Origin of the sequence: Cohnella soli (assembly GCF_042655525.1) — a bacterium.
Lineage (GTDB): Bacteria > Bacillota > Bacilli > Paenibacillales > Paenibacillaceae > Cohnella > Cohnella soli.
On record NZ_JBHSMI010000015.1, the window covers coordinates 249,774 to 271,131 of the forward strand.

Annotated in this window: 19 protein-coding genes; 17 read left to right on the forward strand and 2 right to left on the reverse strand. The window is 54.6% G+C overall.

Annotated features, from left to right (window positions below):
* Positions 1 to 16 precede the first annotated feature (16 nt).
* Positions 17 to 1,009 carry a quinone oxidoreductase family protein gene (locus ACFPOF_RS09000; protein WP_378131715.1) on the forward strand — a complete coding sequence of 331 codons (993 nt, stop codon included), beginning with the start codon at positions 17 to 19 and terminating at the stop codon, positions 1,007 to 1,009.
* Positions 1,010 to 1,095: 86 nt separating this feature from the next.
* The gene (locus ACFPOF_RS09005) at positions 1,096 to 1,758 is read left to right on the forward strand and encodes a hypothetical protein (RefSeq protein WP_378131717.1); all 663 of its coding nucleotides are present in this window, start codon (positions 1,096 to 1,098) and stop codon (positions 1,756 to 1,758) included.
* Positions 1,759 to 1,922: 164 nt separating this feature from the next.
* Here the strand turns inward: ACFPOF_RS09005 and ACFPOF_RS09010 are convergent, their stop codons facing one another.
* On the reverse strand, positions 1,923 to 2,768 hold the full coding sequence (locus ACFPOF_RS09010; protein ID WP_378131719.1) for an AraC family transcriptional regulator: 846 nt from the start codon (positions 2,766 to 2,768) through the stop codon (positions 1,923 to 1,925).
* Between the two features lie 112 nt (positions 2,769 to 2,880).
* Between ACFPOF_RS09010 and ACFPOF_RS09015 the strand changes: the two genes are divergently transcribed.
* The 3 genes from ACFPOF_RS09015 to ACFPOF_RS09025 all read left to right on the forward strand — a co-directional run bounded on the left by ACFPOF_RS09015 (position 2,881) and on the right by ACFPOF_RS09025 (position 6,711).
* Positions 2,881 to 4,200, forward strand: a complete 1,320-nt coding sequence (locus ACFPOF_RS09015) for an alpha-L-fucosidase (protein ID WP_378131721.1) — start codon at positions 2,881 to 2,883, stop codon at positions 4,198 to 4,200.
* Positions 4,201 to 4,359: 159 nt separating this feature from the next.
* Positions 4,360 to 5,790 (forward strand): NAD-dependent malic enzyme, encoded by a 1,431-nt coding sequence (locus ACFPOF_RS09020; RefSeq protein WP_378131723.1) that lies wholly within the window; start codon positions 4,360 to 4,362, stop codon positions 5,788 to 5,790.
* Positions 5,791 to 5,901: 111 nt separating this feature from the next.
* A complete protein-coding gene (locus tag ACFPOF_RS09025) occupies positions 5,902 to 6,711 on the forward strand; it encodes a lipase family protein (protein ID WP_378131724.1) in 810 nt (269 codons plus the stop codon).
* A gap of 59 nt (positions 6,712 to 6,770) precedes the next feature.
* On the opposite strand, the gene ACFPOF_RS09030 is transcribed toward ACFPOF_RS09025, so the two are convergent.
* Positions 6,771 to 9,029 (reverse strand): bifunctional diguanylate cyclase/phosphodiesterase, encoded by a 2,259-nt coding sequence (locus ACFPOF_RS09030; RefSeq protein WP_378131726.1) that lies wholly within the window; start codon positions 9,027 to 9,029, stop codon positions 6,771 to 6,773.
* 202 nt (positions 9,030 to 9,231) lie between these two features.
* On the opposite strand from ACFPOF_RS09030, the gene ACFPOF_RS09035 reads away from it, so the two are divergent.
* The 12 genes from ACFPOF_RS09035 to eutL all read left to right on the forward strand — a co-directional run bounded on the left by ACFPOF_RS09035 (position 9,232) and on the right by eutL (position 21,347).
* Positions 9,232 to 10,155: a LysR family transcriptional regulator gene (locus tag ACFPOF_RS09035; protein ID WP_378131728.1), complete on the forward strand. Its 924-nt coding sequence runs from the start codon at positions 9,232 to 9,234 to the stop codon at positions 10,153 to 10,155.
* A gap of 11 nt (positions 10,156 to 10,166) precedes the next feature.
* Complete coding sequence (ssuE, locus tag ACFPOF_RS09040) at positions 10,167 to 10,733, forward strand: NADPH-dependent FMN reductase (RefSeq protein ID WP_378131730.1); 567 nt, start codon at positions 10,167 to 10,169, stop codon at positions 10,731 to 10,733.
* A 485-nt stretch (positions 10,734 to 11,218) separates the two neighbouring features.
* A complete protein-coding gene (locus ACFPOF_RS09045; protein WP_378131732.1) occupies positions 11,219 to 12,118 on the forward strand; it encodes a transporter substrate-binding domain-containing protein in 900 nt (299 codons plus the stop codon).
* A gap of 31 nt (positions 12,119 to 12,149) precedes the next feature.
* Positions 12,150 to 12,941 (forward strand): amino acid ABC transporter permease, encoded by a 792-nt coding sequence (locus tag ACFPOF_RS09050; protein ID WP_378131734.1) that lies wholly within the window; start codon positions 12,150 to 12,152, stop codon positions 12,939 to 12,941.
* A complete protein-coding gene (locus ACFPOF_RS09055) occupies positions 12,931 to 13,641 on the forward strand; it encodes an amino acid ABC transporter permease (protein WP_378131736.1) in 711 nt (236 codons plus the stop codon). Before ACFPOF_RS09050 ends, ACFPOF_RS09055 begins: the two co-directional genes overlap by 11 nt.
* Position 13,642: 1 nt before the next feature.
* The gene (locus ACFPOF_RS09060) at positions 13,643 to 14,395 is read left to right on the forward strand and encodes an amino acid ABC transporter ATP-binding protein (protein WP_378131738.1); all 753 of its coding nucleotides are present in this window, start codon (positions 13,643 to 13,645) and stop codon (positions 14,393 to 14,395) included.
* Positions 14,396 to 14,602: 207 nt separating this feature from the next.
* Entirely contained in the window at positions 14,603 to 15,619 is a 1,017-nt protein-coding gene (locus ACFPOF_RS09065) for an LLM class flavin-dependent oxidoreductase (RefSeq protein WP_378131740.1), read from the forward strand.
* Positions 15,620 to 15,651: 32 nt separating this feature from the next.
* Positions 15,652 to 16,857 (forward strand): amidohydrolase, encoded by a 1,206-nt coding sequence (locus ACFPOF_RS09070; RefSeq protein WP_378131742.1) that lies wholly within the window; start codon positions 15,652 to 15,654, stop codon positions 16,855 to 16,857.
* 22 nt (positions 16,858 to 16,879) lie between these two features.
* Positions 16,880 to 18,064 carry an N-methyl-L-tryptophan oxidase gene (solA, locus tag ACFPOF_RS09075; RefSeq protein ID WP_378131744.1) on the forward strand — a complete coding sequence of 395 codons (1,185 nt, stop codon included), beginning with the start codon at positions 16,880 to 16,882 and terminating at the stop codon, positions 18,062 to 18,064.
* 14 nt (positions 18,065 to 18,078) lie between these two features.
* Positions 18,079 to 19,098, forward strand: coding sequence for a GNAT family N-acetyltransferase (locus ACFPOF_RS09080; RefSeq protein WP_378131746.1), 1,020 nt, complete (start codon positions 18,079 to 18,081; stop codon positions 19,096 to 19,098).
* 16 nt (positions 19,099 to 19,114) lie between these two features.
* Entirely contained in the window at positions 19,115 to 20,458 is a 1,344-nt protein-coding gene (locus tag ACFPOF_RS09085) for an LLM class flavin-dependent oxidoreductase (protein ID WP_378131748.1), read from the forward strand.
* A gap of 238 nt (positions 20,459 to 20,696) precedes the next feature.
* A complete protein-coding gene (gene eutL, locus ACFPOF_RS09090; RefSeq protein ID WP_378131750.1) occupies positions 20,697 to 21,347 on the forward strand; it encodes an ethanolamine utilization microcompartment protein EutL in 651 nt (216 codons plus the stop codon).
* Positions 21,348 to 21,358 lie beyond the last annotated feature (11 nt).

Sequence of the window (21,358 nt, forward strand, 5' to 3'; positions counted from 1 at the left end):
AGTGGAGTGATAGAAGATGAAGGCTTTAGTTTTCCGCGAGTTTGGCGGGCCTGAAGTGTTGCACATAAGCGAAGTTGCGGATCCGGCTGTGTCAGCCGGGTCCGTTGTCGTTCGCACGAAAGCGATTGGACTGAATTTCGCAGACGTTTACCGACGTAAAGGCAATTATCATCTGGCGGGAGAGGCCCCTTGGATTCTCGGCTATGAAGGGGCGGGCATCGTAGAGCAAGTGGGCGAAGGCGTCGTCGGCATTCGTGTCGGAGACAGAATTGGTTTCGCCGATGCGCCGCACGCGAACGCGGAACTTGTTAAAGTGGACGCAGACCGCGTCATTCCGCTGCCGCCCGACATTTCGTTCGAATTGGCTGCGTCCGTCTTGCTGCAAGGGCTGACGGCGCATTATCTCGTCCACGACAGCTATCCCGTTCGTGCAGGTGACGACGTTGTCGTTCATGCGGCTGCGGGCGGTGTCGGCCAACTGCTCGTTCAGCTATGCAAGCTGAAAGGAGCCAGAGTTGTCGGATTAACGTCCAACGAGGACAAGCGGCAAGTGGCCATCCAGGCTGGCGCAGACGAAGTATTTCTGTACGGCGATTCCACGTGCACCGGACACATGATCGCGTGGTCGCAAGCGGTTCGCGATTGGTCTTCCGGGGGCACTGGAGCGAATGTCGTCTACGACTCCGTCGGTTCCACGCTGATGGACAGCTTCGCGTCTGTGAAAGAGAAAGGGACGGTTGTGTTCTACGGCATGGCGGGAGGAGAGCCGCCGCGAATCGATCCACGCATGCTCATGGATTCGTCGCTGACGTTAACGGGCGGCGATCTATGGAACCATGTGACAACCCGGGAGGAGCGAGTACGGAGGTCGGGCGAGCTGTTCGGGGACATCATGACCGGCAAGTTGTGCGTGGAAGCGTCGACGATATTTCCGTTAAGCGAAGGAACTGCCGCCCATCGACTGCTGGAAAGCCGCCAAAGCACAGGCAAAATCATTTTGACGCCGTAATTCGTTCGAAAATCGTTCTTTTTGTACGGCTCCCGATCGGCTATAATAAAGGGTACTGAGTTGTGCGAGTTATGAGGAGGATCATTTTGAACCAAACGATTACGGTGAACAAAAAAGAAGTCGCGGTGACGTTCTCGAAGTTTTTCGACACGGAGCTGGGCGAATTCATATTTACCCAAGTCATGTGCGACGTCTACATGCCTCACAATGAAGCCGTTCCGCTTGACCTGGAGAAGGAACAAATGAAGCGGATCATCGAAGGCTTCAAGAAACGCCCGGAACTGCGCAATGAAATCGAGAGCCAGACGATCAAAGGCAAATCTTACTTCGTCATCAATCCGAAAATGCGCTACGATCTCGACTGGCTCAAGGGGAACAAACCCCAGCGCCCGATTTCCCTCGCGGAACACGAGAAGCGCAAAGCAGCGGAAGCGCGCGGTATCAAATACGATCCGACGCCGGAGCCCGAAGCTGTCGAGACGGAAGCGCCTGCTCCGAAGCCGGAACCCCGCACGGCGCCCGTATTCACGGACAATCGTCGCAAATTCTTGCAGGACAAAGGCTTTAAGCTGAATCTGGACACGAACAATTGGGAAGTCAAGGATATCCGGTTCCCCGACGCCAAGATCGACAAGTCGCCTTCCGACGAAGAGTTCATTCAAGGGATGAACCGTCTGCTGGAAGCTTCCTACCAGAATCATCTGAAACGCCGGGCGAAGTCGGTTTCTCCTAGCACATCGGACAAGTAATAACCCGATAAAGTACGAACTACGAAAGCCCGGGCAGGCGGAAGCCGTCCCGGGCTTTGATATGCCCGAAGGAGAACGCCAAAGCGTTTCCGTTCGGCCTGATAACAAAAAGGATGTTCCCAATCGCGAAAGAGCGCGTTGAGGGAGACATCCTTTTTGTCTGTTTATGACAGATGACGGGTTTGCAGCCTGTACTCGGTCGGACTGCAGCTTGACTCTTTGCGGAACGCCTTGGCGAAATGATTCGTGTCAGGATACCCGACGAGTTCAGCCACTTCTTTCACCGGAAGCGCTGTTGTCGCAAGAATCGTTTTCGCTTTTTGCATCCGTTTACGATTCAAATATTTCAACGGCGAGACGCCAAAATGTTTGTTGAAGTAACGAACGAGATAATTCGGATGCAGGTGAACGTGTTTGGCGATATGCTCCAGCGTGATCGGATCGGCGATGCGTTCGTCGATGAAACGTTCGATCCGGTTCAGCCGATCGGCGTCGGGCTCTCTGTCGGCCACAAAACGTACATGCGCGTCCGCTTCTTCGAGGAAACAGGCGATAACCTCGAGCATTACCGCTTTCTCACGAATACGGGCCGTCATCGAATCGTCCCTGTGCAGTCTGACAAGCTCCTGGAATAGCGAAAGCATTCTCGGCTGATCCTTCACGTCCATGCAGAACGGCGTTTCAAGCCACTGGAAAAGCTCGAGATCTCCGATAGAAGCTGTAAAATGACACCAGTATTTGCGGTAAGTCCGTTCGCTGATCGTGGAAAACGATTGTTTGACGCGGGCAGGCAATAAACAGATTTGGCCCGGCACCGGATAAAATTCCTCATCTCCGATTCTCAGCCAGCCTTCTCCGTCGCATATGAAATAAAGCTTGTTGTAGTCGGGGATGTAGTCGATTTCGCGCCATCCCGGCAAGCAGGATGAGAAATGCGTTTCGATCGGATGCACTTGCAAGTTGCGAAGCAGATCGGAGATGAACGCGGGATTGCGAAGAAGCTGCGGCACGAATCGTCACCTCGGATAGTTAATCGTATCCCCATTAAAGCTAATTGCTTGCCTTTCGATTATAGCAAACGGTTGCTAATCTGTGGATAGCGATACAAGGGAGGTAATTAAGGTGAAGAAAACGGAAATCGAGCTTCGCACGGAAAGAACAGAGTGGTTTTTGCAAGAGCGCTTCGGCATGTTTATTCATTGGGGGCTTTACGCCATTCCAGCCCGCGGCGAGTGGGTAAGGAACGCGGAACGAACGAGCGTGGAAGACTACCAGCCATATTTCGACGGCTTTAATCCGGAAAAATACGATCCTCGTGTTTGGGCGAAAGCAGCTAAAGCGGCGGGAATGAAATATGCGGTGCTGACGGCCAAACATCACGACGGCTTCTGTCTATTCGACAGCAAGCTGACCGATTACAAATCGACCCGCACGCAAGCCGGAAGGGACCTCGTACGGGAGTTTCTCGAAGCGTTCCGAGAGGAAGGGCTCAAGGTAGGTCTGTATTACTCGCTGATCGACTGGCATCACCCGGATTATCCCGCCTACGGAGATAAGATTCACCCGATGCGAGACAACGAGGCGTACAAGCGGGATCCGGCAACGTTCGGCAATTATTTGGACTACATGCACGGACAAGTTCGCGAGCTGCTGACCGACTACGGGAAGCTGGATATTATGTGGTTTGATTTTTCCTACGGTGAAATGAAAGGCGAGAAGTGGCGGGCGACCGAACTGATGGGGATGATTCGCTCCTTGCAGCCGCACATAATCGTCGACAATCGACTGGAGGCGAGCGGCGAGGAAGGCGGAAGCATTTATACGCAAAATCCGAGCTTTTACGCTGGAGATTTCGCTTCTCCCGAGCAAATCATTCCTCCAAGCGGAGTTACGGATGAGACAGGCGCGTCGATTCCGTGGGAAGCTTGCATTACGCTGAACAACAACTGGGGATACAGTGCTGCTGACAAGACGTATAAGTCAGCGACGACCGTCATCCGCAAGCTCGTGGAATGCGTTAGCAAGAACGGGAACTTGCTCCTCAACGTCGGCCCGAATGCGAAAGGCGAGATTCCGGCGGAATCGCTCTCCATACTCGCTGAAGTCGGAGAGTGGATGGCGCGCAATGGCGACAGCATCTACGGCTGCGGACAAGAGACGGAGTTGCCGAAGCCTGAATGGGGACGTTATACGCGTAAAGGCAACAAGCTGTATGCGCATTTGTTCGAGGCGAGCGTGGGTCCGGTCAATTTATTAGGGCTGGCCGGGAAAATCAAAAGCGCGAGGTTGCTTGCCGACGGATCGGAGCTGTTTGTGACGAGACCGTGGAACGCGGCGATGTACCCGAACGATGCGTACTTTAACTTCGCGCAGCCGGACTCCTTCACTTATCCGCTGCCGGACGAGCGGGATACGGTTGTTGAATTAATGCTGAACGACTGACATAAAATAGGCAATACGAAAAGCAGTAAAGCCGTTCTCCCGGCGCCGACAATCGGCACGGGAGGCGGCTTTTTCGCGGTAACGCGGGAACTGGACGGTATTGCCTTTAGTCTTTAGGTTAAGCTATAGTTTGGCTATGTTAGACAAAGGAGTGGTTCGATGGCGGGCAACAACAATCAAACGCTAGGCGGAAACAGTGTCATTCTGCGTCTGGAAATCGATACGGCGCGCATGAATTTCGGACTTGTCGCGAACATCATCTCAAGCATGGGCGGAGACATTATCGCCATCGATACGATCCACATCGGACACGGGCTCAGCATACGGGACATTACAGTGAACGTCGTCGACGCTGGCGATATCGGCAAAATATCGGATGCGATCCGGCAAATTCCAGGCATTCGCATCGTCAATACGTCGGACCGCACGTTCCTGCTGCATCTTGGCGGTAAAATCGAAGTGACGCCGAAGGTAACCATTCAGAATCGGGACGACTTGTCCCGCGTATACACGCCCGACGTAGCTCGCGTATGTCTGGCGATCCACGAAGATCCGGACGACGCCTATTCGCTGACGATCAAGCGGAACACGGTAGCCGTCGTCTCCGACGGAACGGCCGTGCTCGGCCTTGGCGACATCGGCCCACGGGCGGCGATGCCGGTCATGGAAGGCAAAGCGATGCTGTTCAAGCAGCTTGCAGGCGTCGATGCGTTCCCGATCTGCCTCGATACGAAAGATACGGAAGAAATCATACGGACGATCAAACAAATCTCGCCGACCTTCGGCGGCATCAATCTGGAGGACATCGCTTCTCCGAGATGTTTCGAGATCGAAAGAAGACTGAAGGAAGAGCTCGATATTCCCGTCTTCCACGACGATCAGCACGGCACGGCCGTCGTTACATACGCGGGCCTTATTAACGCGCTCAAGATCGTCGGCAAAAGCATTAGCGATGTTAAAGTGGTCGTCTGCGGCATCGGAGCGGCGGGCGTCGCGATCAGCGAGATTTTGCTCGCGGCTGGCGTGAAGGAACTGGTCGGCGTCGACAAGGAAGGCATTCTCGTCGAAGGGGAGACGTACTCGAACGCGGTGAAAGAAGCTTACGCGGCAAGGACGAATCCGAATCGGATTCGCGGCGGGCTCAAAGAAGCGCTCGCGGGGGCGGATATTTTCGTCGGAGTGTCCGCAGCCGGATTGCTGAAGCGCGAAGACGTGCTCGGCATGGCGAAAGACCCGATCGTCTTCGCAATGGCGAATCCGAAGCCGGAAATTATGCCAAGCGAGATCGAAGACATCGTCGCAGTCATGGCGACGGGCAGATCGGATTTCCCCAATCAAATTAACAATGTGCTTTGCTTCCCCGGTATGTTTCGGGCGGCGCTCGACTGCAGGGCAAGCGTCATTAACGAAGAGATGAAGCTGGCCGCCGCCGAGGCGATCGCATCGGTCATTACGGACGACAAACGGGACAAGTATTATATCGTGCCGAGCGTGTTCGACCAGAAAGTGGTCGAGCTGCTCAGAGACCGAGTCATCCGCGCGGCGATCGAGACGAAGGTCGCCAGAAGAATTCCGAAAGAATATCGCTGATCGAAAACGAAAAATCGCGACGGATATCGCATTCGTCCACTCATTGCATAGGCACCAGTTGCTCTCTCCGGTAATAGTTTATCGGTAGAGAGCAAGAAGGGAGCTTGCGCAATGAGCGGATACGATAACCGGACGGCGATTTTTCTTTCGTCCGTATGCAGCCAGACGTACGCCAGCTACAACAATCCGGACGGCAGCTTCGTTATGCCGGAGGGTTTCGGGCTAGTGAAGGAGATTTGGGCGAAATCTTTCGGGGGAGTCTCCGAAAGGTTCGGGTTCATCATCGAATCCGACAGCCACGTCGTCATTGCTTTCCGAGGCACGAGTTCTACGCAGGATTGGGTCACGGACGCGATGGCGAGCCAAGTGAAGGTGAAATGGACGAAAGAAGCCGGAGCTGCGCATCGCGGCTTCTCGAGGATTTACGGCTCGGCCCGCGATCAAGTGCTGGAAGCGCTCGACAATTTACCGACCGACAAGGTGCTGTATCTGACCGGCCATAGTCTGGGCGGCGCGCTGGCGACGCTGTGTGCGCTCGACGCCTCCGACAATTCGTCGTTCAAAAGTCCGACGACGTACACGTTCGGCAGCCCGCGAGTCGGTGATCCGACATTCGCTAAAGCATTCCGAGAGCGAGGGGGCGAAAGTTTCCGCGTGAACAACCGATTCGATGTCGTAACGCATTTGCCTCCGCAAACTTACAAGCTGCCGAAGCGGGATAAAACGTTTTATTACGAGCACGTAACGAAACCCGAGACGCTTTCGTTCCATAACGGTTCAGTACCGGCCAACCACGTCATCGGAAGTTATTACGCGGTACTTGCGGAGCGCAATCCGGGATTTACGGTAAGCTTGAGCGAGCGCAATCCGGGATTGTGCCCAGGGTCGGAGGTTTCGGCGGAAGTCGCGGTGAATCATTAAACAGGGAAAGCCCATGTCCTACGCTCTTGGCGTGACATGGGCTTTTACGATACGGAACCCTATTCTTGTTGAATTAATAGCGTCTCGATCTGATCGGCAGGCAAAGGCTTGTAGAATATAAACCCTTGAATTTCATGGCAGTTGTTGTCCTGCAAGAACGTTAATTGTTCGGCTGTCTCTACGCCTTCCGCGATGACGGTAAGGTTAAGCCTGTCCGCGATGTTCAGCATCGCCATAATGATCGCCTCGTCTTTGCGGTCACGGGAAATCCCGATGACGAAGGAGCGGTCTATTTTGATTTTATGTATCGGCAGCCGCTTCAAATAACCGAGCGAGGAATACTGGGTGCCGAAGTCGTCGATGGAGATCGTGAAGCCCATGTCTTTAAGTTCTTGCAGACTGGCTTGCATGTCGTCCTTCATGGCCATGTTCTCCGTGATTTCCAGTTCGATATCGTGCGGTTCGAGCTGGTTATCGTCGAGAATCCGCCGGATTCGCCGAGCGAGATCTTGTTGGCTGAACTGTCTGACCGATAGATTGACGGCAATTCGAATCGGGGATATTCCGGCTTGCCGCCAGGCTTTGCTCTGCGCGCAAACGATCTGCAATACCCGTTCCCCGATCGGCACGATAAGGCCTGTGTCCTCCGCGATTTGGATGAAGCTGTTGGGAGGGATAAGCCCCCGTTTCGGATGATACCACCGGATCAGCGCTTCCAGTCCGACGATTTTGCCGGTATTGACTTCAATCTGCGGCTGGTAATAAACGAAGAACTCGTCCTGTTCGATCGCGCGGAGCAGGCTGTTTTTGATATCCATCGTTTCTTGGGCATCGAGGTTAAAGGTATTGTCGTAGAAACGGTACTGATTTTTGCCTTCCTCTTTGGCGCGATACATGGCGAGATCGGCATTTCGGATCAGAGTGGTAACATCCTGCCCGTGTTCGGGGAAGAGAGCCACTCCGATGCTGGGCGAAATGAAGTACTCCGTTCCCTTAAGAATGAAAGGGTGCTGGAATAACTCGTGCACGCGCATGGCGACCTCCTTAACTTGCTCTCTGTCGGAAATTTCCGGCACGATGATCGTAAACTCGTCTCCGCCGATACGAGAGATCGTCTGCCCATTCGTTATAGCTCCTGTTAACCTCCGTGCAACCTCGCCTAGCAAAATGTCGCCATTCGTATGGCCGATTGAATCGTTGATCATTTTGAAATAATCCAAATCGAGGAACAAGATCGCAAATGGCTGATTCGCGGCTGCGCTCTCGTCGATTTGTATTGTAAGATGCTCATTAAAATAAGTCCGATTGTACAAGCCTGTAATCGCATCGTGGTACGCCATATGCCGAAGGGCCTGCTCTTTGCTCTCCAGAAGCTTGAGTTGATGATTAAGCTCATCTTTCGCTTGCTCTAGATGCATCGTCCGGTCTTGCACAAGCGACCGCAGCTTCGCTTTCTGAGTCAATTGAACATACACGAAATATATGGCCAGCAACACAAATGAAGCACAAATCGTTTGAATGACGCGAATTTTCGATTGTATGGAGTTCAGCTTGGCGCTTTTCGGTTCGGCCGCGATTTCCCAGAATCCTTCAGGAAGGTAAACCCTCTCAATGAGTTCAGGAGACTCGAACAGCTTCGGGTCGCCAAGAAGAACGAGATTATTCGCTCTGACAGCGATATCGATTCCTTTGTTCTGGTTATATAAGTCGGCTTCCTCCATGATCGGCGAAGCATCGAGCACAATGGAAACGAAACCCCAGAACTTTGAGCCTTGGAAGATCGATTGTCTGGATAAGAATCCGATTCCTCCCTGCGTGAGCTCTAACGGGCCGAGTATCGTGATTTCATCGGTGAGTCTTGTTCTTTCGGCATTGCCGCGAATGAAAGGATTGCGGTGGGTAAAAAGGTTAACTCCTACCAAGGCTTCGTTGTTCTTAAGCGGGTAGACGTATCGGGCTATGCCGTCCGGGTAGATGGAGACATTGCGGATGCCCTTTATCCGGTCGATGAAGTTGGAGGAAAAGGTGTTGAAGCGCGACGGGTCTATCTTGCCGTTATGGGCGAGTTCGTTAACGGTAAAAGCTTTGATCCCGTTCGTGAGTAGGATTCTGCTGCCGATGGCCGACGAGAGGGCGGCAGCGTTCGCGGCGAGCTCATAGCGTGCATCTCGATAGAGTTCTGTCGTTAGACGGTCCTGATAAGATTCGGTGAAATAGGTAACAAGGCTTCCCATGAGCAGCAGAAGCGCGACCAAAGCAACCCAAAGACTTGTCGGAGGCGAGTAAGGCCGGGTGTTGGTGACGATAGGTGTGGGCATATGTGCAAGCTCCCCGGGAAATCTAGGATGTAAAAGGGTTGATATTCAATAGTTTACTCGATTCAATAACGGTTGACTATACTGATGCTCAAATGGTCAGTTGGCTTGAATAGCCTGAAAAAGAAGCGCGGTAAAAGTAAGCGATTACTGTAAAAAAGCAGAAATTTTAAGCTTTACTTTCGTTAATTTCCGAGTTATCCTATTGGATAAATCAATGTTTGCTGTCGAGAGGAGGGGAACGGGAATCAACATCGATAATATCGAAGCGTTCGTATACGTCATTCACTGCGGCAGTTTCAATAAAGCCGCCGAAGCGTTATACTTATCCCAACCCTCGGTGACGGCGCGTATCCAGTCATTGGAAAGAGAGCTCGACTGCAGACTGTTCGACAGACAAGGCAAACAAGTCCAAATTACCGAAGAAGGCAAACGCTTCCTGCCGTACGCTCAGCAATTGATCACGACCTACCGCAAGGGGAAGCTGCACGTACACCGGCAACGTCAATTACCCGAAGAGCTTCGGATCGGTTGTACCGTATCGGTGTCCAATTATGTCATTCCCGACTTGTTACCGCAGCTGAAGCAACGTTTTCCCGATGTCCATTACAAGATTGTGACAGGCACCACGGACGATATCGTCGGCAAAGTGTTGGGCAAAGAAGTCGATATCGGCTTCGTTCGTAACGTCAGCCACCCACAGTTGCATTCTGCGAAATGGTACGAAGATCCGATTACGCTGTACGCTTACGCAGAACATCCTTTCGTCGGTGCGAAGCGGATCACGATCGAACAGATCGCTGAACAGCCGCTCGTGTTTTTCGAATGCGGAGCGCTCGACTGGATGCGGATTCACCGAATGTTCGAGAGTTTAGACAAGCCGCCGAATATCCAGATCCAGACCGATAATTCCGAGATGGCGAAGAAACTCGTCATCGGCAAGGCGGGTATCTCGTTCTTGCCCGGATTGACCGTTCGCCAGGAACTCGCGCAAGGAAAGCTGGTTCCGCTTAAAGTGCCGGAAACCGAAGGCATTGCCTTGCAGACGAACATTATCGTAAGTCCCGGGGAACACGGACGCGTGTTAAGCGCGATCGTCGACATCGGTCATCAATTGGTTTCGCCATGAGGAGGAGTCGTATGAGCAGCATCGTTATTATCCATGGGAGTCCGACGCCGGGCTCCCGTCTGAACGGACTCATCGAGTTCGTTGAAAGCAATTTGCAAGAGAAAGGCATCGAGATTACCCATGTACAAGTGGCGGAATTGCCTGCGGAAGCGCTCCTGCGCGCGAACTTCAAAGACGAAAGCATCATCGCCGCAGTCGGCAAAGTGGAAGCCGCAACCGGCGTCGTTATCGCTAGCCCGGTATACAAAGCGTCGTTTACCGGCGTGTTGAAGGCGTTCATTGATCTGCTCCCGCAAAAAGGACTGCAAGGCAAAGCGGCGCTTCCGCTCTTCATCGGAGGCACGATCTCCCATCTGCTCAGCCTCGATTATGCGCTTAAGCCGGTGCTGTCCGTGCTGGGTAGCCGCAACATTCTGGGCGGCGTCTTCGCGATCGATTCATGGGTGACCCGGCTGGAGGGCGGCGGTTTCGAGCTTGCCGATGAGCTTCGCGATCGTCTGACGAACGCTGCGGACGAACTGGCGGAAGAGATAGAATGGCTTGACAAGCGCTCGCAAGCGAAAGCTGAAACGAAGTAATTTTCATATAGGAAAAAACAAACCGACGTTTCGTCCAAGTGACGAGACGTCGGTTTTTTTACGATTATGGGCGGGCACAGAAAAGGTGGCCGGAGTCTGGACATCGTGTAACGATGAAAAACATCGTACGAGTTGCGCATACTTCCCGGCCGGAACGTGTAGCGATGAAAAACATCGTAACAACCGGAAATTTCGCCAGAAAGGTCCGTTATGGGCTCCTCTTGCGATGAAAAACATTGTAACAGGTACGTAAATCTCAAAACTGGAACGTATAACGATGAAAAACATCGTAACAGCCGGATTTTCTCCACTAGAGAGGTCCGGGGCGACCCCAAACGCCCTATCGGTTTTACCTATTGATCAATAGAACTTCTCTATTATCCAAAGCGCGCTGGCGGTGGTAAAGTAAATCCAACAATAATTCTTACTTAACCACTAGGAATTATAAGTTTAATAAACAGACAACCAATTTGGAGGGATCATGCATGAAAAAACTAACCACGTTCGCAGCCGCCGCTCTTCTCGTCTTTACCGTTACGGCATGCGGCAACAACAAAAACGATAACGCGTCGAATTCGCCGTCGTCCTCGTCGCCAGCCAAACCGTCGGCCACGTCCGCGGCGTCGCCAAGCGCTTCCGCGAGCGCGAGCGCCGAGCAGCCGAAGGAAGTCAAAAAAATCATCGTCGGCACGGGCAATCAATTTCCGAAAGTCGCTTTCGTCGACGAGAGCGGCAAGCTGACCGGGTTCGACGTCGAGCTCGTGCGCGAGATCGACAAGCGGCTTCCGGATTACGAATTCGAACTGCAAGTGCTCGATTTCACGAACATCTTGCTTAGCCTTGAGACGAAGAAAATCGATATGGCCGCACACGAGTTCGAGAAGAACCCGGAGCGCGAAGCGAAATATTTGTTTAACAAAGTGCCGTATGCGTATTGGAAAAACAAAATTATCGTCGCGAAAGACAACAACGATCCGATCGAGACGCTGGACGACCTGAAAGGCAAGAAAGTGTACGCGACGGCGACGAGCGCGGCAGCCATTCAATTCGAGAACTACAACAAAGAGCACGATAACGCGCTCAAAATCGTGTACTCGAACGGGGGCGCGAACGATCTTGCGCAGCAAATTTCTTCCGGCCGCGTCTATGCGACCGTAGGCGACGATTTCGTCCTGCCGTTGCTCGATCCGGAAGGCAAGCTGAAATCGGTAGGCAAAGTGATCCGCGAGTCCGAAATCCTGTTTCTGTTCCGCAAAAACGATCCCGAGCAGCAGCAATTGGCAGACGCCGTCGACAAAGCGATTCTTGAGCTGAAAGCGGACGGCACGTTGTCCAGCTTGAGCAAACAATGGCTCGGCTTCGACGCTACCGTCTCCGAGAAATAGATTTGAGCTAAAGAAAGGATGAGGCAGGGGTATGAGTGCACCGTTCGATATTTCCTTCGTATTCGAATACTTCGTGAAGCTGTTGCCTTTCGTGAAGACCTCTTTGCTAATCGTGGCCAGCTCCATCGCGGTGGGCTTAGCCGTCGGATTTCTCGTCGCCCTGCCTCGGCTGTATAACGTTCCCGTGCTGAAGCGGGTGTCCCAGCTCTACGCTTCCTTCTTCCGGGGGACGCCGATACTGATTCAATTGTTCCTGATCTATTACGCCCTTCCGGAATTGCTCAAGATGATCTCGATCGATGTCAGCAAAACGCCGGTGCTCATCTTCGTTATTCTCGCCTATGGCTTGCATAACGGAGCGTACATCTCGGAAGTGATCCGAGCGGCGGTCAAGACGGTCGACAAAACGCAAGTGGAAGCGGCGCACGCGGTCGGCATGACCGGTTACCAAGCGTTCACGCGAATCGTGTTTCCCCAGGCGCTTGCCATCGCCATTCCGGTACTGGCGAATATCATCATCGCGACGCTGAAGGAAACGTCGCTCGCGTTCACGCTTGGCGTGATGGAGCTGACCGGGAAGACGCAGACGCTCTACACATTGTCCAAACATATGATCGAAAGCTATATCGCGCTTGCACTCGTCTATTTCATTCTCTGCTTCGCCCTGGAGAAGCTGTTTAACTACTCCGAGCGCAAGCTGTTGAAGCACGAAGCGCCCGTATCGAAGGAAGCTCGAGTGCCGCTGGGCAGAAAATGGCTGGACCGCAAGTTGAAACCGGCGGATTTGGCGCTTGGCAAAGGAGGGCTGGCCAATGACGCTTGATTTCTCGTTCATCTGGACCGCTTTTAAGCAATTGGTTCCCGCGTTGCCGACGACGCTTCAGATTACGGTCGTATCCGTTGGCATCGGATTTATTATCGGTACGTTCATCGCGCTGTCTCGTTTGTTCAATGTGCCGGTGTTAAGCCAACTCGGGGCCGCATACGTCACGTTCATCAGAGGAACGCCGATGCTTACCCACTTGTTTCTTGTCTATTTCGGGTTCTCGATGATTCTCGACCATCTATCCGAGAAATATGGCTGGTCATTCAACTCCGTATCGATCCCGATGATCGGATTCGCTTATATCGCCTTCTCCATTACGGCGAGCGCATATTTGTCCGAGATTGTCCGCTCGAGTATACAGTCCGTCGAGAAAGGGCAGATGGAGGCCGCGCGTGCAGTCGGCATGTCGACTTCCCAAGGCTTGCGCAGAATCGTATTCCCGCAGGCGTTCGCGGCTGCGCTGCCGAACTTGTCGAATACGCTGATCGCCATGCTGCACGCGTCGACTCTCGCTTTTATCGTATCCGTCGTAGACATTAACGCCAAAGCCCAGATCGTCGCTTCCGTCAATTGGAAGTTCACGGAAGCCTATTTGGCCGCCGCCCTATTATTCTGGATCGTGACGATTGCCATCGAGCGGGTAACGGGCGCCCTTGAGAAAAGAATCAACGTTTATAATCGCGGAGGTGTCGCATGACATGATCGAGTTGAAACAAATCCACAAGTCGTTTGGCCGCACCGAAGTTCTCAAGGGCATCGACCTGACGGTTCACAAAGGCGAAGTCGTCGCGATTCTCGGTCCGAGCGGTTCGGGCAAGACGACGCTGCTGCGCTGCTTGAATTATTTGGAGAAGCCGAGCGACGGCGAAATCTCGATCGGGGACCATACCGTCCACTGCAAGAAGGCGCACAAAAAAGACATTCAGACGCTGCGTCGTAAAACGGCGATGGTGTTCCAGCAATATAATCTTTTCCGTCATAAGACGGCGATCGAAAATGTAATGGAAGGGCTAGTCGTCGTACAGAAGCTGCCGAAGGCAGAAGCGAGGAAGAAGAGCACTGAATTGTTGGAGAAAGTCGGTCTCGGCAATAAGCTGGACGCTTATCCGAGCCAGTTGTCGGGCGGCCAGCAGCAGCGCGTCGGGATTGCCCGGGCACTCGCGCTGAATCCGGAAGTCATTTTGTTCGACGAGCCGACGTCCGCGCTTGATCCGGAGCTTGTCGGCGAAGTGCTTGCGGTCATCCGCAAAATCGCCAAGGAAGGCATTACGATGGTCATCGTCACGCACGAGATGGGCTTCGCGCAGGACGTGGCGAATCGAATCGTGTTTATGGACGGCGGCGTTATCGTTGAGGAAGGCGCTCCGAAAGACATTTTCCAATCGCCTAAAGAAGAAAGAACGAAGCAGTTTTTGGCGCGCTACACGTCAGAATACGCCTACTCGATTTGAAAGGTCATTCAAAAAGTCCGCCTTTGATCACGAAGTTTTTTCGGGGAGCGGATTCGGCATCGAATCTTGAATTCAGCCGGGACTTCCGGTGCTCATGTAGGTTTGCCTACACTCCGCTCCTCATTCCCTAGCTTCTTTCAACCTTCTCGGTGCTGAAAACCGAACTTTTTGAAATTTTTATTTTAATAAGAACGGAGCGGATGAACGATGGCACTGAAATTCGGCATATTGGACCAAAGCATCGTGTTCCCGGGGCAGACCCCGGCCGAAGCGCTGGCGAACACGGTGAAGCTTGCGCAATTCGCGGAAGCGAACGGCTTCGAGAGATTCTGGGTATCGGAGCATCACGATTCCCCGCTGATGGCGGGGGCTTCTCCGGAAGTGTTGATCGCTCACTTGCTCGCCCGCACGGAGAAAATCAAAATCGGCTCCGGCGGCGTTATGCTCCAGCATTACAGCGCCTACAAAGTGGCGGAAAACTTTAACGTGCTGGCATCGCTGTCGCCCGGGCGAGTCGAGCTCGGCATCGGAAGGGCGCCGGGCGGGTTGCCCCGTTCGACGAAGGCGCTGCAAAAAGGCGTCTCGGAGCCCGAATCGCTTGGCGAGAAGCTGACGGAGCTCGATCAACTGTTGACGGGCTCGTTCGGAGTGGATCACCCGCTCGCGGGGTTGCAAGCTAATCCGGTTCCTGAACAACCTGCGGACGTCTATTTGCTCGGCACAAGCGTCTCGAGCGCAGAGCTTGCAGCCGAACGGGCATATCCATATGCGTTCGCTCTGTTCATCAACAACGATCCGGATGCAGCTCAGGCAGCGTTCCGCGCGTATCGGGAGAAATTCGACCGTTCGAAAGGACGCGAGCCGAAGACGCTTCTTGCCCTGACCGTCATCGCTGCGGATACGAACGAGGAAGCGGAAGAGCTCGCAGGACACATGAAGAGCGTCCGCGTGACGCTCGCCAGCGGCAAAACGGTGAACGTCGGCACGCTGGAACAAGCCGAAGAATTCGCAAGGCAAGCGGGAGAGACGTTTACGGCTGAAGTCCGTGAGGCGGACATTACGCGAGGCACGATTGACGTTGTTCGCAAGCGATTGCTGGAGTTACGTGATTTGTACGACGCCGACGAGTTGATTTTTACGACGGTCGTACCTGACTTCGAGAAACGGTTGAGGTCGTTCCAACTGTTAAAAGAGGCGTTCCAGGAAGAGGAGCTTATCGTATAGCGGTATTGCAAGGCAGAGAAAGGAGGGACGCGATGAACGGTGCGGTTCCAAAGCAAGAAACGGCGACATTGTCGGAAGGAAGCAAGTTGCCTGACGACAGTTCTGCTATCGCTGATCAAATAGTCGCTTACAGACGACATCTTCATGCGAATCCTGAGCTGTCGCACGAGGAGTTCGAGACGACAGCCGCTATCCGGAGATGGCTTGAAGAAGCGGGCGTAAGGATCGCGAATCGGTATACGCTGCGAACCGGCCTTGTGGCCGAAGTCGGCGGCTTGCAAGAGGGGCCGACGATTGCGATCCGCGCGGACATCGACGCATTGCCGATCCAAGAGGAGACGGGTCTCCCGTTCGCCTCCCGATCGGCGGGCAAGATGCATGCGTGCGGGCACGATTTTCATACGGCCGCGGCGATCGGCGCGGCGCTTCTGTTGAAAGCGAAGGAGCATGAGCTGCCTGGCAAGGTCCGGTTTCTGTTCCAGCCAGCCGAGGAGAAGGCGAAAGGCGCAGCGCAAGTGATCGCCACCGGTGCGTTGGAAGGCGTATCAGCGGTGTTCGGCTTGCACAACAAGCCGGATCTTCCGGTCGGCACGATCGGCATCAAAGCGGGGCCGGTGATGGCGGCCGCGGATGGTTTCATCGTCGAAGTGACTGGACGGGGCGCGCATGCGGCCGTTCCGGAAGCGGGCATCGATCCGATTGTGGCGTCGACTCACATCATTACGGCGCTGCAATCGATCGTCAGCCGCAACGTCGGCGCGCTCGACAGCGCGGTCGTCAGCGTGACGCGGCTGAACAGCGGCACGGCATGGAACGTCATCGCCGACAAAGCCGTTTTCGACGGCACGCTGCGCACGTTCGCGGAAGACGTCCGCACGGTCGTGCGCGGGCGCTTCGAGCGAATTGCGACCGGTGTTGGCGATGCGCTGGGGGCGAAAGTGCAAGTGCGCTGGCTGGATGGACCGCCGGCTGTCGTTAACGATGCGGCATGGGCGGAGCTCGGGGCACGAACGGCGTCATCGATCGGATTAAACGTCGTCGAACCGAAGCCTTCGCCGGCAGGGGAAGATTTCGCCTTCTATTTGCGGGAGACGCCCGGCGCTTTTTTCTTCTTCGGCACGTCGGGTCCGGAAGAGTGGCATCATCCGGCTTTCGACGTCGACGAAGGCGCTTTGCCGCTGGCGGCCGAATTTTTCGCGGCGCTGGCGATCGACGCGCTCGGCGAATTGAACGGATAACGCATATGGCGGGGAGGCGGCAATGATGAAGCAATTGTACGACGTCATCGTCGTCGGCGCTGGCTCGATGGGGATGAGCGCAGGTTATGAACTGGCGAGACGGGGGATGCGGACGCTGCTGATCGACGCGTTCGACCCGCCGCACGACAAAGGAAGCCATCACGGCGAACCGAGGCTGATTCGACACGCTTACAGCGGAGGACCGACGTACGTAAAGCTGGCTCTTCGAGCGGACGAACGGTGGCGCGAACTCGAACAATCGACGGGAGAGAAGCTGCTGGAACGATCGGGCGTGCTGAACGTAGCCGACCCGGACATATACAAGTTCGACGTCCGTTTCGATGATGCGGAGGAGCACGGCATTCGCATCGAATCGCTCGACGCAGACGAGATCAGGCATCGCTGGCCAGGCATTCGCGTACCGGATCATTATCGGGCGATGTACGAACCGGACGCGGGTTATCTCTATAGCGAGAAATGCGTTTCGGCCTACCGCCGGCTGGCGGCGGAAGCGGGAGCGAGAATATTGACGAACACGCCGGTTACCGCCATTCAAGCGGGCACCTCGTTTGTCACCGTGTCGACCAAAGATGTGACGTATACGGCAAGCCACGTCGTGCTGAGCGCGGGAGCTTGGTTTCGCTCGTTCGCGTCGTTGATCGACGCGCCGATCCGGGCCGTCCGCAAAGTCGTCGGTTGGTTCGAACCGAACGGATCAGCGGCCACCGGGGCGTACGATGCGGGAACGTTTCCTGGTTTTACCTTCGGGGATGCGTCCGGAGGGTACTACGGATTCCCTAGCATCGGAGGCGCCGGAGTCAAAATCGGCCGCCACGACGGCGGCAGGCCGTGGGAGCCGGGGGAACCGTTCGCTCCGTTCGGGGCATATCCCGAGGACGAGACGGACCTGCGGCTCGCGCTGGAGAAATTTCTTCCCGGCGCGGCGGGCAAGCTGCTGCGGGGCGTCGCATGCAAATACGAGCTGACGCCGGACGACAACTTCATCATCGATACGCATCCGGAACATCCGAACATCGTGCTTGCCGGAGGATTTTCCGGACACGGCTTTAAATTCTCCAGCGCAATCGGGGAACTGATCGCGGACCGGATCGAATTCGGCAGATGGGGTAGAGACATTTCGATTTTTTCTCTCGACCGGTTCGCGGAGCAGGGACGCCTCCAAGCCGAAGCCCGGACGAGAACATAGAAGGAGGCAACGCCATGAGCCAAGCGCAAGCAACAGTAAACATCGAATCTTATTTGGATTCTTACGAGTCGCTTCGGCAAGCGATCGAAGGATGGACGGAAGAGCAGCTGCACTGGAAACAAGCGGAAGGCAAATGGAGCGCGGCCGAAGTGCTGACGCATTTGGCGGATCACAACATCGTCGTCTCGTTTCGGCTTCGCGAAATTTTGGCCGGCTCGGAAGCGCGTCTGCCGGCGTTTAGTCAGGACGATTGGGTCCTGGGACAGAAAGGCAATGACGGCAAAGTTGCGGATATTTTGAGTTTTTATCGCAGCTTACTTTTGTATAACAGCTTGTTGTTCAATCGACTGACCGAGGCTGATTGGGAGAAAACGGGCGTGAACTTCAAGGGAGAGACGGTTACGGCGGCTGCAGTCGTTCGAGCGTTCATCGCGCATGTGCACCACCATATCGCTCAGATCGAACGCATCAGGCTGGCTCAATTGGAGGTGATTGCAATTACCAAAGAAGTCAAAATCCGCGAGGCGACGATTGCGGATCGCGAAGCGGTCGTCCGCGTCCTTCTCGACGCCTACCGTCAATACGAAGAGACGTTAGATGCACAGCGATGGGAGCATTATCGCGACAACATTTTGCAGTCGATTGACGCACAGACGACACGCAGCAGGCTCGTAGCCGAAGTAGACGGGCGAATCGTCGGCAGCGTGTTCATCTACGACAATTCGGAATTGGCTTACGGAGCGGCGCATCATCTTGAGATCCACAATCCGATTATTCGGCTGCTCGGAGTAACGCAAGAAGCGCGAGGGTCCGGCGTCGCAACGAAACTGATCCGCGAAAGCGCTAGAAGATCGCTCGAATGGGGCGCGGACACTCTCCACCTGCACACATCGGATATGATGGACTCGGCAATCCGGCTCTACGAGAAGCTTGGATTCGAAAGGGCGTACGACAAGGAATTTTTCAACGGGGACATTCTGGTGAAGAGCTATAAGCTCCGATTAAAGGAAACCGCGCTGCTGCAGGCGCAATGACGAGGAGGAATCATTTATGGCCAAAAACAAAAAGTTAAAGCTCGGCACGATTATCCACGGCGTAGGAGGCAACGTATCGGCATGGCGGCACCCTTCGGTTCCGGCCGACGCGAGCGTGAGCCTTGAGTTCTACAAGAAACAAGCGCGAATCGCCGAAGAGGGCAAGTTCGATCTTGTCTTCATCGCCGACGGTTTATATATTAACGAGAAATCGATTCCCCACTTCCTGAACCGGTTCGAGCCGATTACGATTCTATCCGCGCTTGCGGCGGTTACAAGCCATATCGGTCTCGTCGGCACGCTGTCCACATCCTACAGCGAACCTTATACGGTTTCTCGCCAATTCGGTTCACTAGACCATATTAGCGGCGGGCGCGCGGGCTGGAATGTCGTGACGTCCCCTCTTGAAGGCTCCGCCAAAAACTACGGCAAACCCGAGCACCCGACGCACGACGAACGCTACCGGATCGCGGAGGAATTTCTGGAAGTTGCGCGCGGGCTGTGGGATTCATGGGAAGACGATGCGTTCGTGCGGGATAAGGAATCCGGCGTATTCTTCGATCCGTCGAAAATGCACCGGCTTGACCATAAGGGAGAATATTTCTCCGTGCAAGGCCCGCTGAACATAGCCCGCTCCAGACAAGGACACCCGGTCATCTTCCAGGCGGGCTCGTCGGAGAGCGGGAAGAAGCTGGCGGCGAAGAGCGCTGACGCCGTCTTCACCGGGCACGAAAACATCGAAGAAGCGAAGGCTTTCTACAAGGATGTCAAAGACCGCGCTGAAGCGCTTGGGCGCTCCCGCGACGACATTGCGATCTTCCCCGGCGTCGGGCCGATCATCGGGGAAACGGAAGAGGAAGCCGAACGCAAATATTTGGAGTTCGCCAACCTGGTGACGATCGACAAGGCGCTGGAATATCTCGGACGGTTTTTCGAGCATCACGACTTCTCGCAATATCCGCTTGACGAACCGTTCCCGGAACTCGGGGATCTCGGTTCGAACAGCTTCCGCAGCGGTACGGACAAACTCAAGAAAAACGCGCGCGAACGCGGCTTGACGCTCCGCGAAGTGGCGCTTCAGACGGCGACGCCGAGGGGCGAGTTTATCGGCACGCCGGAAAAAGTCGCCAATCTGTTGCAGCGTTGGTACGAAGAAGATGCTGCCGACGGCTTTATCATCTATGCCCCGACGCCGGACGCCTTGAGCGATTTTGTGACGCACGTTGTCCCGCTGCTTCAGGAACGCGGCATCTACCGTACGGAATACGAGTCGGATACGCTGCGCGGCAATCTCGGTTTGCCGATTCCCGAGAACCGTTATACGCTCGACGCCAATGCTGGAGTGAGCGTGAACGGGTAAAAGGTAATCTGCAATGACAGCGGCAGCGCGCAAACTTTGACGATTACGGTCTTATTGTGGGGAACGAATCTGCTTGAACTGAATAAGCGCTTGCATTAGACTTAAAAGTAATAAAGCCCCACAAAAGAATAGCTTTGTAGGCAACGGTGCCTAGGATAAGGAACGCGTAAAGCGTTCCTTGAGCCTTGGCGCTTTTTTGCGTTATTCGATGTATCCACGCGACGGGGAGGTGGAGCAAATGGAACGACGGCCGATCAGAGGGATTCCGCTCGCGGTAAGAATCATACCGAACGTGGACGGAGAAATGGTTCGGGCATTGGACTTAAAACCGGGGTTGCGAAGCTTGGGCCTATTTACGTCGACGGTCGATGACGTCGGGTATACGGCACTGGATGAGGCGACGAAAAAAGCGGCAGTGGAAGTTGTATATGCAAAATCGTTCTACGCAGGATCGGGTCATGCTTCAGGGCCTCTGTCGGGTGAATTTATCGGGATCATCGGCGGAGAGACGCCGGACGAGGTGCGAAGCGGACTAGACGCGGCCGTCTCCCTCATGGCAGATGGCGCCTGCTTCTATTCGCTGAACGAAGAAGGCACGCATGCGTATTACGCGCACGTCGTCTCGAGGACGGGAACTTATTTGTCGGAGGTAGCCGGTATTGCAGAAGGGCAGCCGCTCGCCTACTTGATCGCGCCGCCGCTCGAAGCGGTGTTCGGTATGGATGCAGCTTTGAAAGCGGCGGACGTCAGGCTGTGCAAGTTTTACGGTCCGCCGACGGAGACGAATTTCGCGGGCGGGCTACTGACGGGCAGTCAATCCGCATGCGCAGCGGCTGCGGCGGCATTCGCCGAAGCGGTAAGCGATGTAGCTCGGTTTCCTAGAAAATAAGGAGATGAGAG

What these genes read in the sequence shown, in the direction of transcription:
- ACFPOF_RS09000 (WP_378131715.1), top strand. Translation starts at nt 17, where the DNA reads ATGAAGGCTTTAGTTTTCCGCGAGTTTGGCGGGCCTGAAGTGTTGCAC.
- ACFPOF_RS09020 (WP_378131723.1), top strand. Translation starts at nt 4,360, where the DNA reads ATGGCGGGCAACAACAATCAAACGCTAGGCGGAAACAGTGTCATTCTG.
- ACFPOF_RS09025 (WP_378131724.1), top strand. Translation starts at nt 5,902, where the DNA reads ATGAGCGGATACGATAACCGGACGGCGATTTTTCTTTCGTCCGTATGC.
- ACFPOF_RS09030 (WP_378131726.1), bottom strand. Translation starts at nt 9,029, where the DNA reads ATGCCCACACCTATCGTCACCAACACCCGGCCTTACTCGCCTCCGACA.
- ssuE (WP_378131730.1), top strand. Translation starts at nt 10,167, where the DNA reads ATGAGCAGCATCGTTATTATCCATGGGAGTCCGACGCCGGGCTCCCGT.
- ACFPOF_RS09045 (WP_378131732.1), top strand. Translation starts at nt 11,219, where the DNA reads ATGAAAAAACTAACCACGTTCGCAGCCGCCGCTCTTCTCGTCTTTACC.
- ACFPOF_RS09050 (WP_378131734.1), top strand. Translation starts at nt 12,150, where the DNA reads ATGAGTGCACCGTTCGATATTTCCTTCGTATTCGAATACTTCGTGAAG.
- ACFPOF_RS09055 (WP_378131736.1), top strand. Translation starts at nt 12,931, where the DNA reads ATGACGCTTGATTTCTCGTTCATCTGGACCGCTTTTAAGCAATTGGTT.
- ACFPOF_RS09060 (WP_378131738.1), top strand. Translation starts at nt 13,643, where the DNA reads ATGATCGAGTTGAAACAAATCCACAAGTCGTTTGGCCGCACCGAAGTT.
- ACFPOF_RS09065 (WP_378131740.1), top strand. Translation starts at nt 14,603, where the DNA reads ATGGCACTGAAATTCGGCATATTGGACCAAAGCATCGTGTTCCCGGGG.
- ACFPOF_RS09070 (WP_378131742.1), top strand. Translation starts at nt 15,652, where the DNA reads ATGAACGGTGCGGTTCCAAAGCAAGAAACGGCGACATTGTCGGAAGGA.
- solA (WP_378131744.1), top strand. Translation starts at nt 16,880, where the DNA reads ATGATGAAGCAATTGTACGACGTCATCGTCGTCGGCGCTGGCTCGATG.
- ACFPOF_RS09080 (WP_378131746.1), top strand. Translation starts at nt 18,079, where the DNA reads ATGAGCCAAGCGCAAGCAACAGTAAACATCGAATCTTATTTGGATTCT.
- ACFPOF_RS09085 (WP_378131748.1), top strand. Translation starts at nt 19,115, where the DNA reads ATGGCCAAAAACAAAAAGTTAAAGCTCGGCACGATTATCCACGGCGTA.
- eutL (WP_378131750.1), top strand. Translation starts at nt 20,697, where the DNA reads ATGGAACGACGGCCGATCAGAGGGATTCCGCTCGCGGTAAGAATCATA.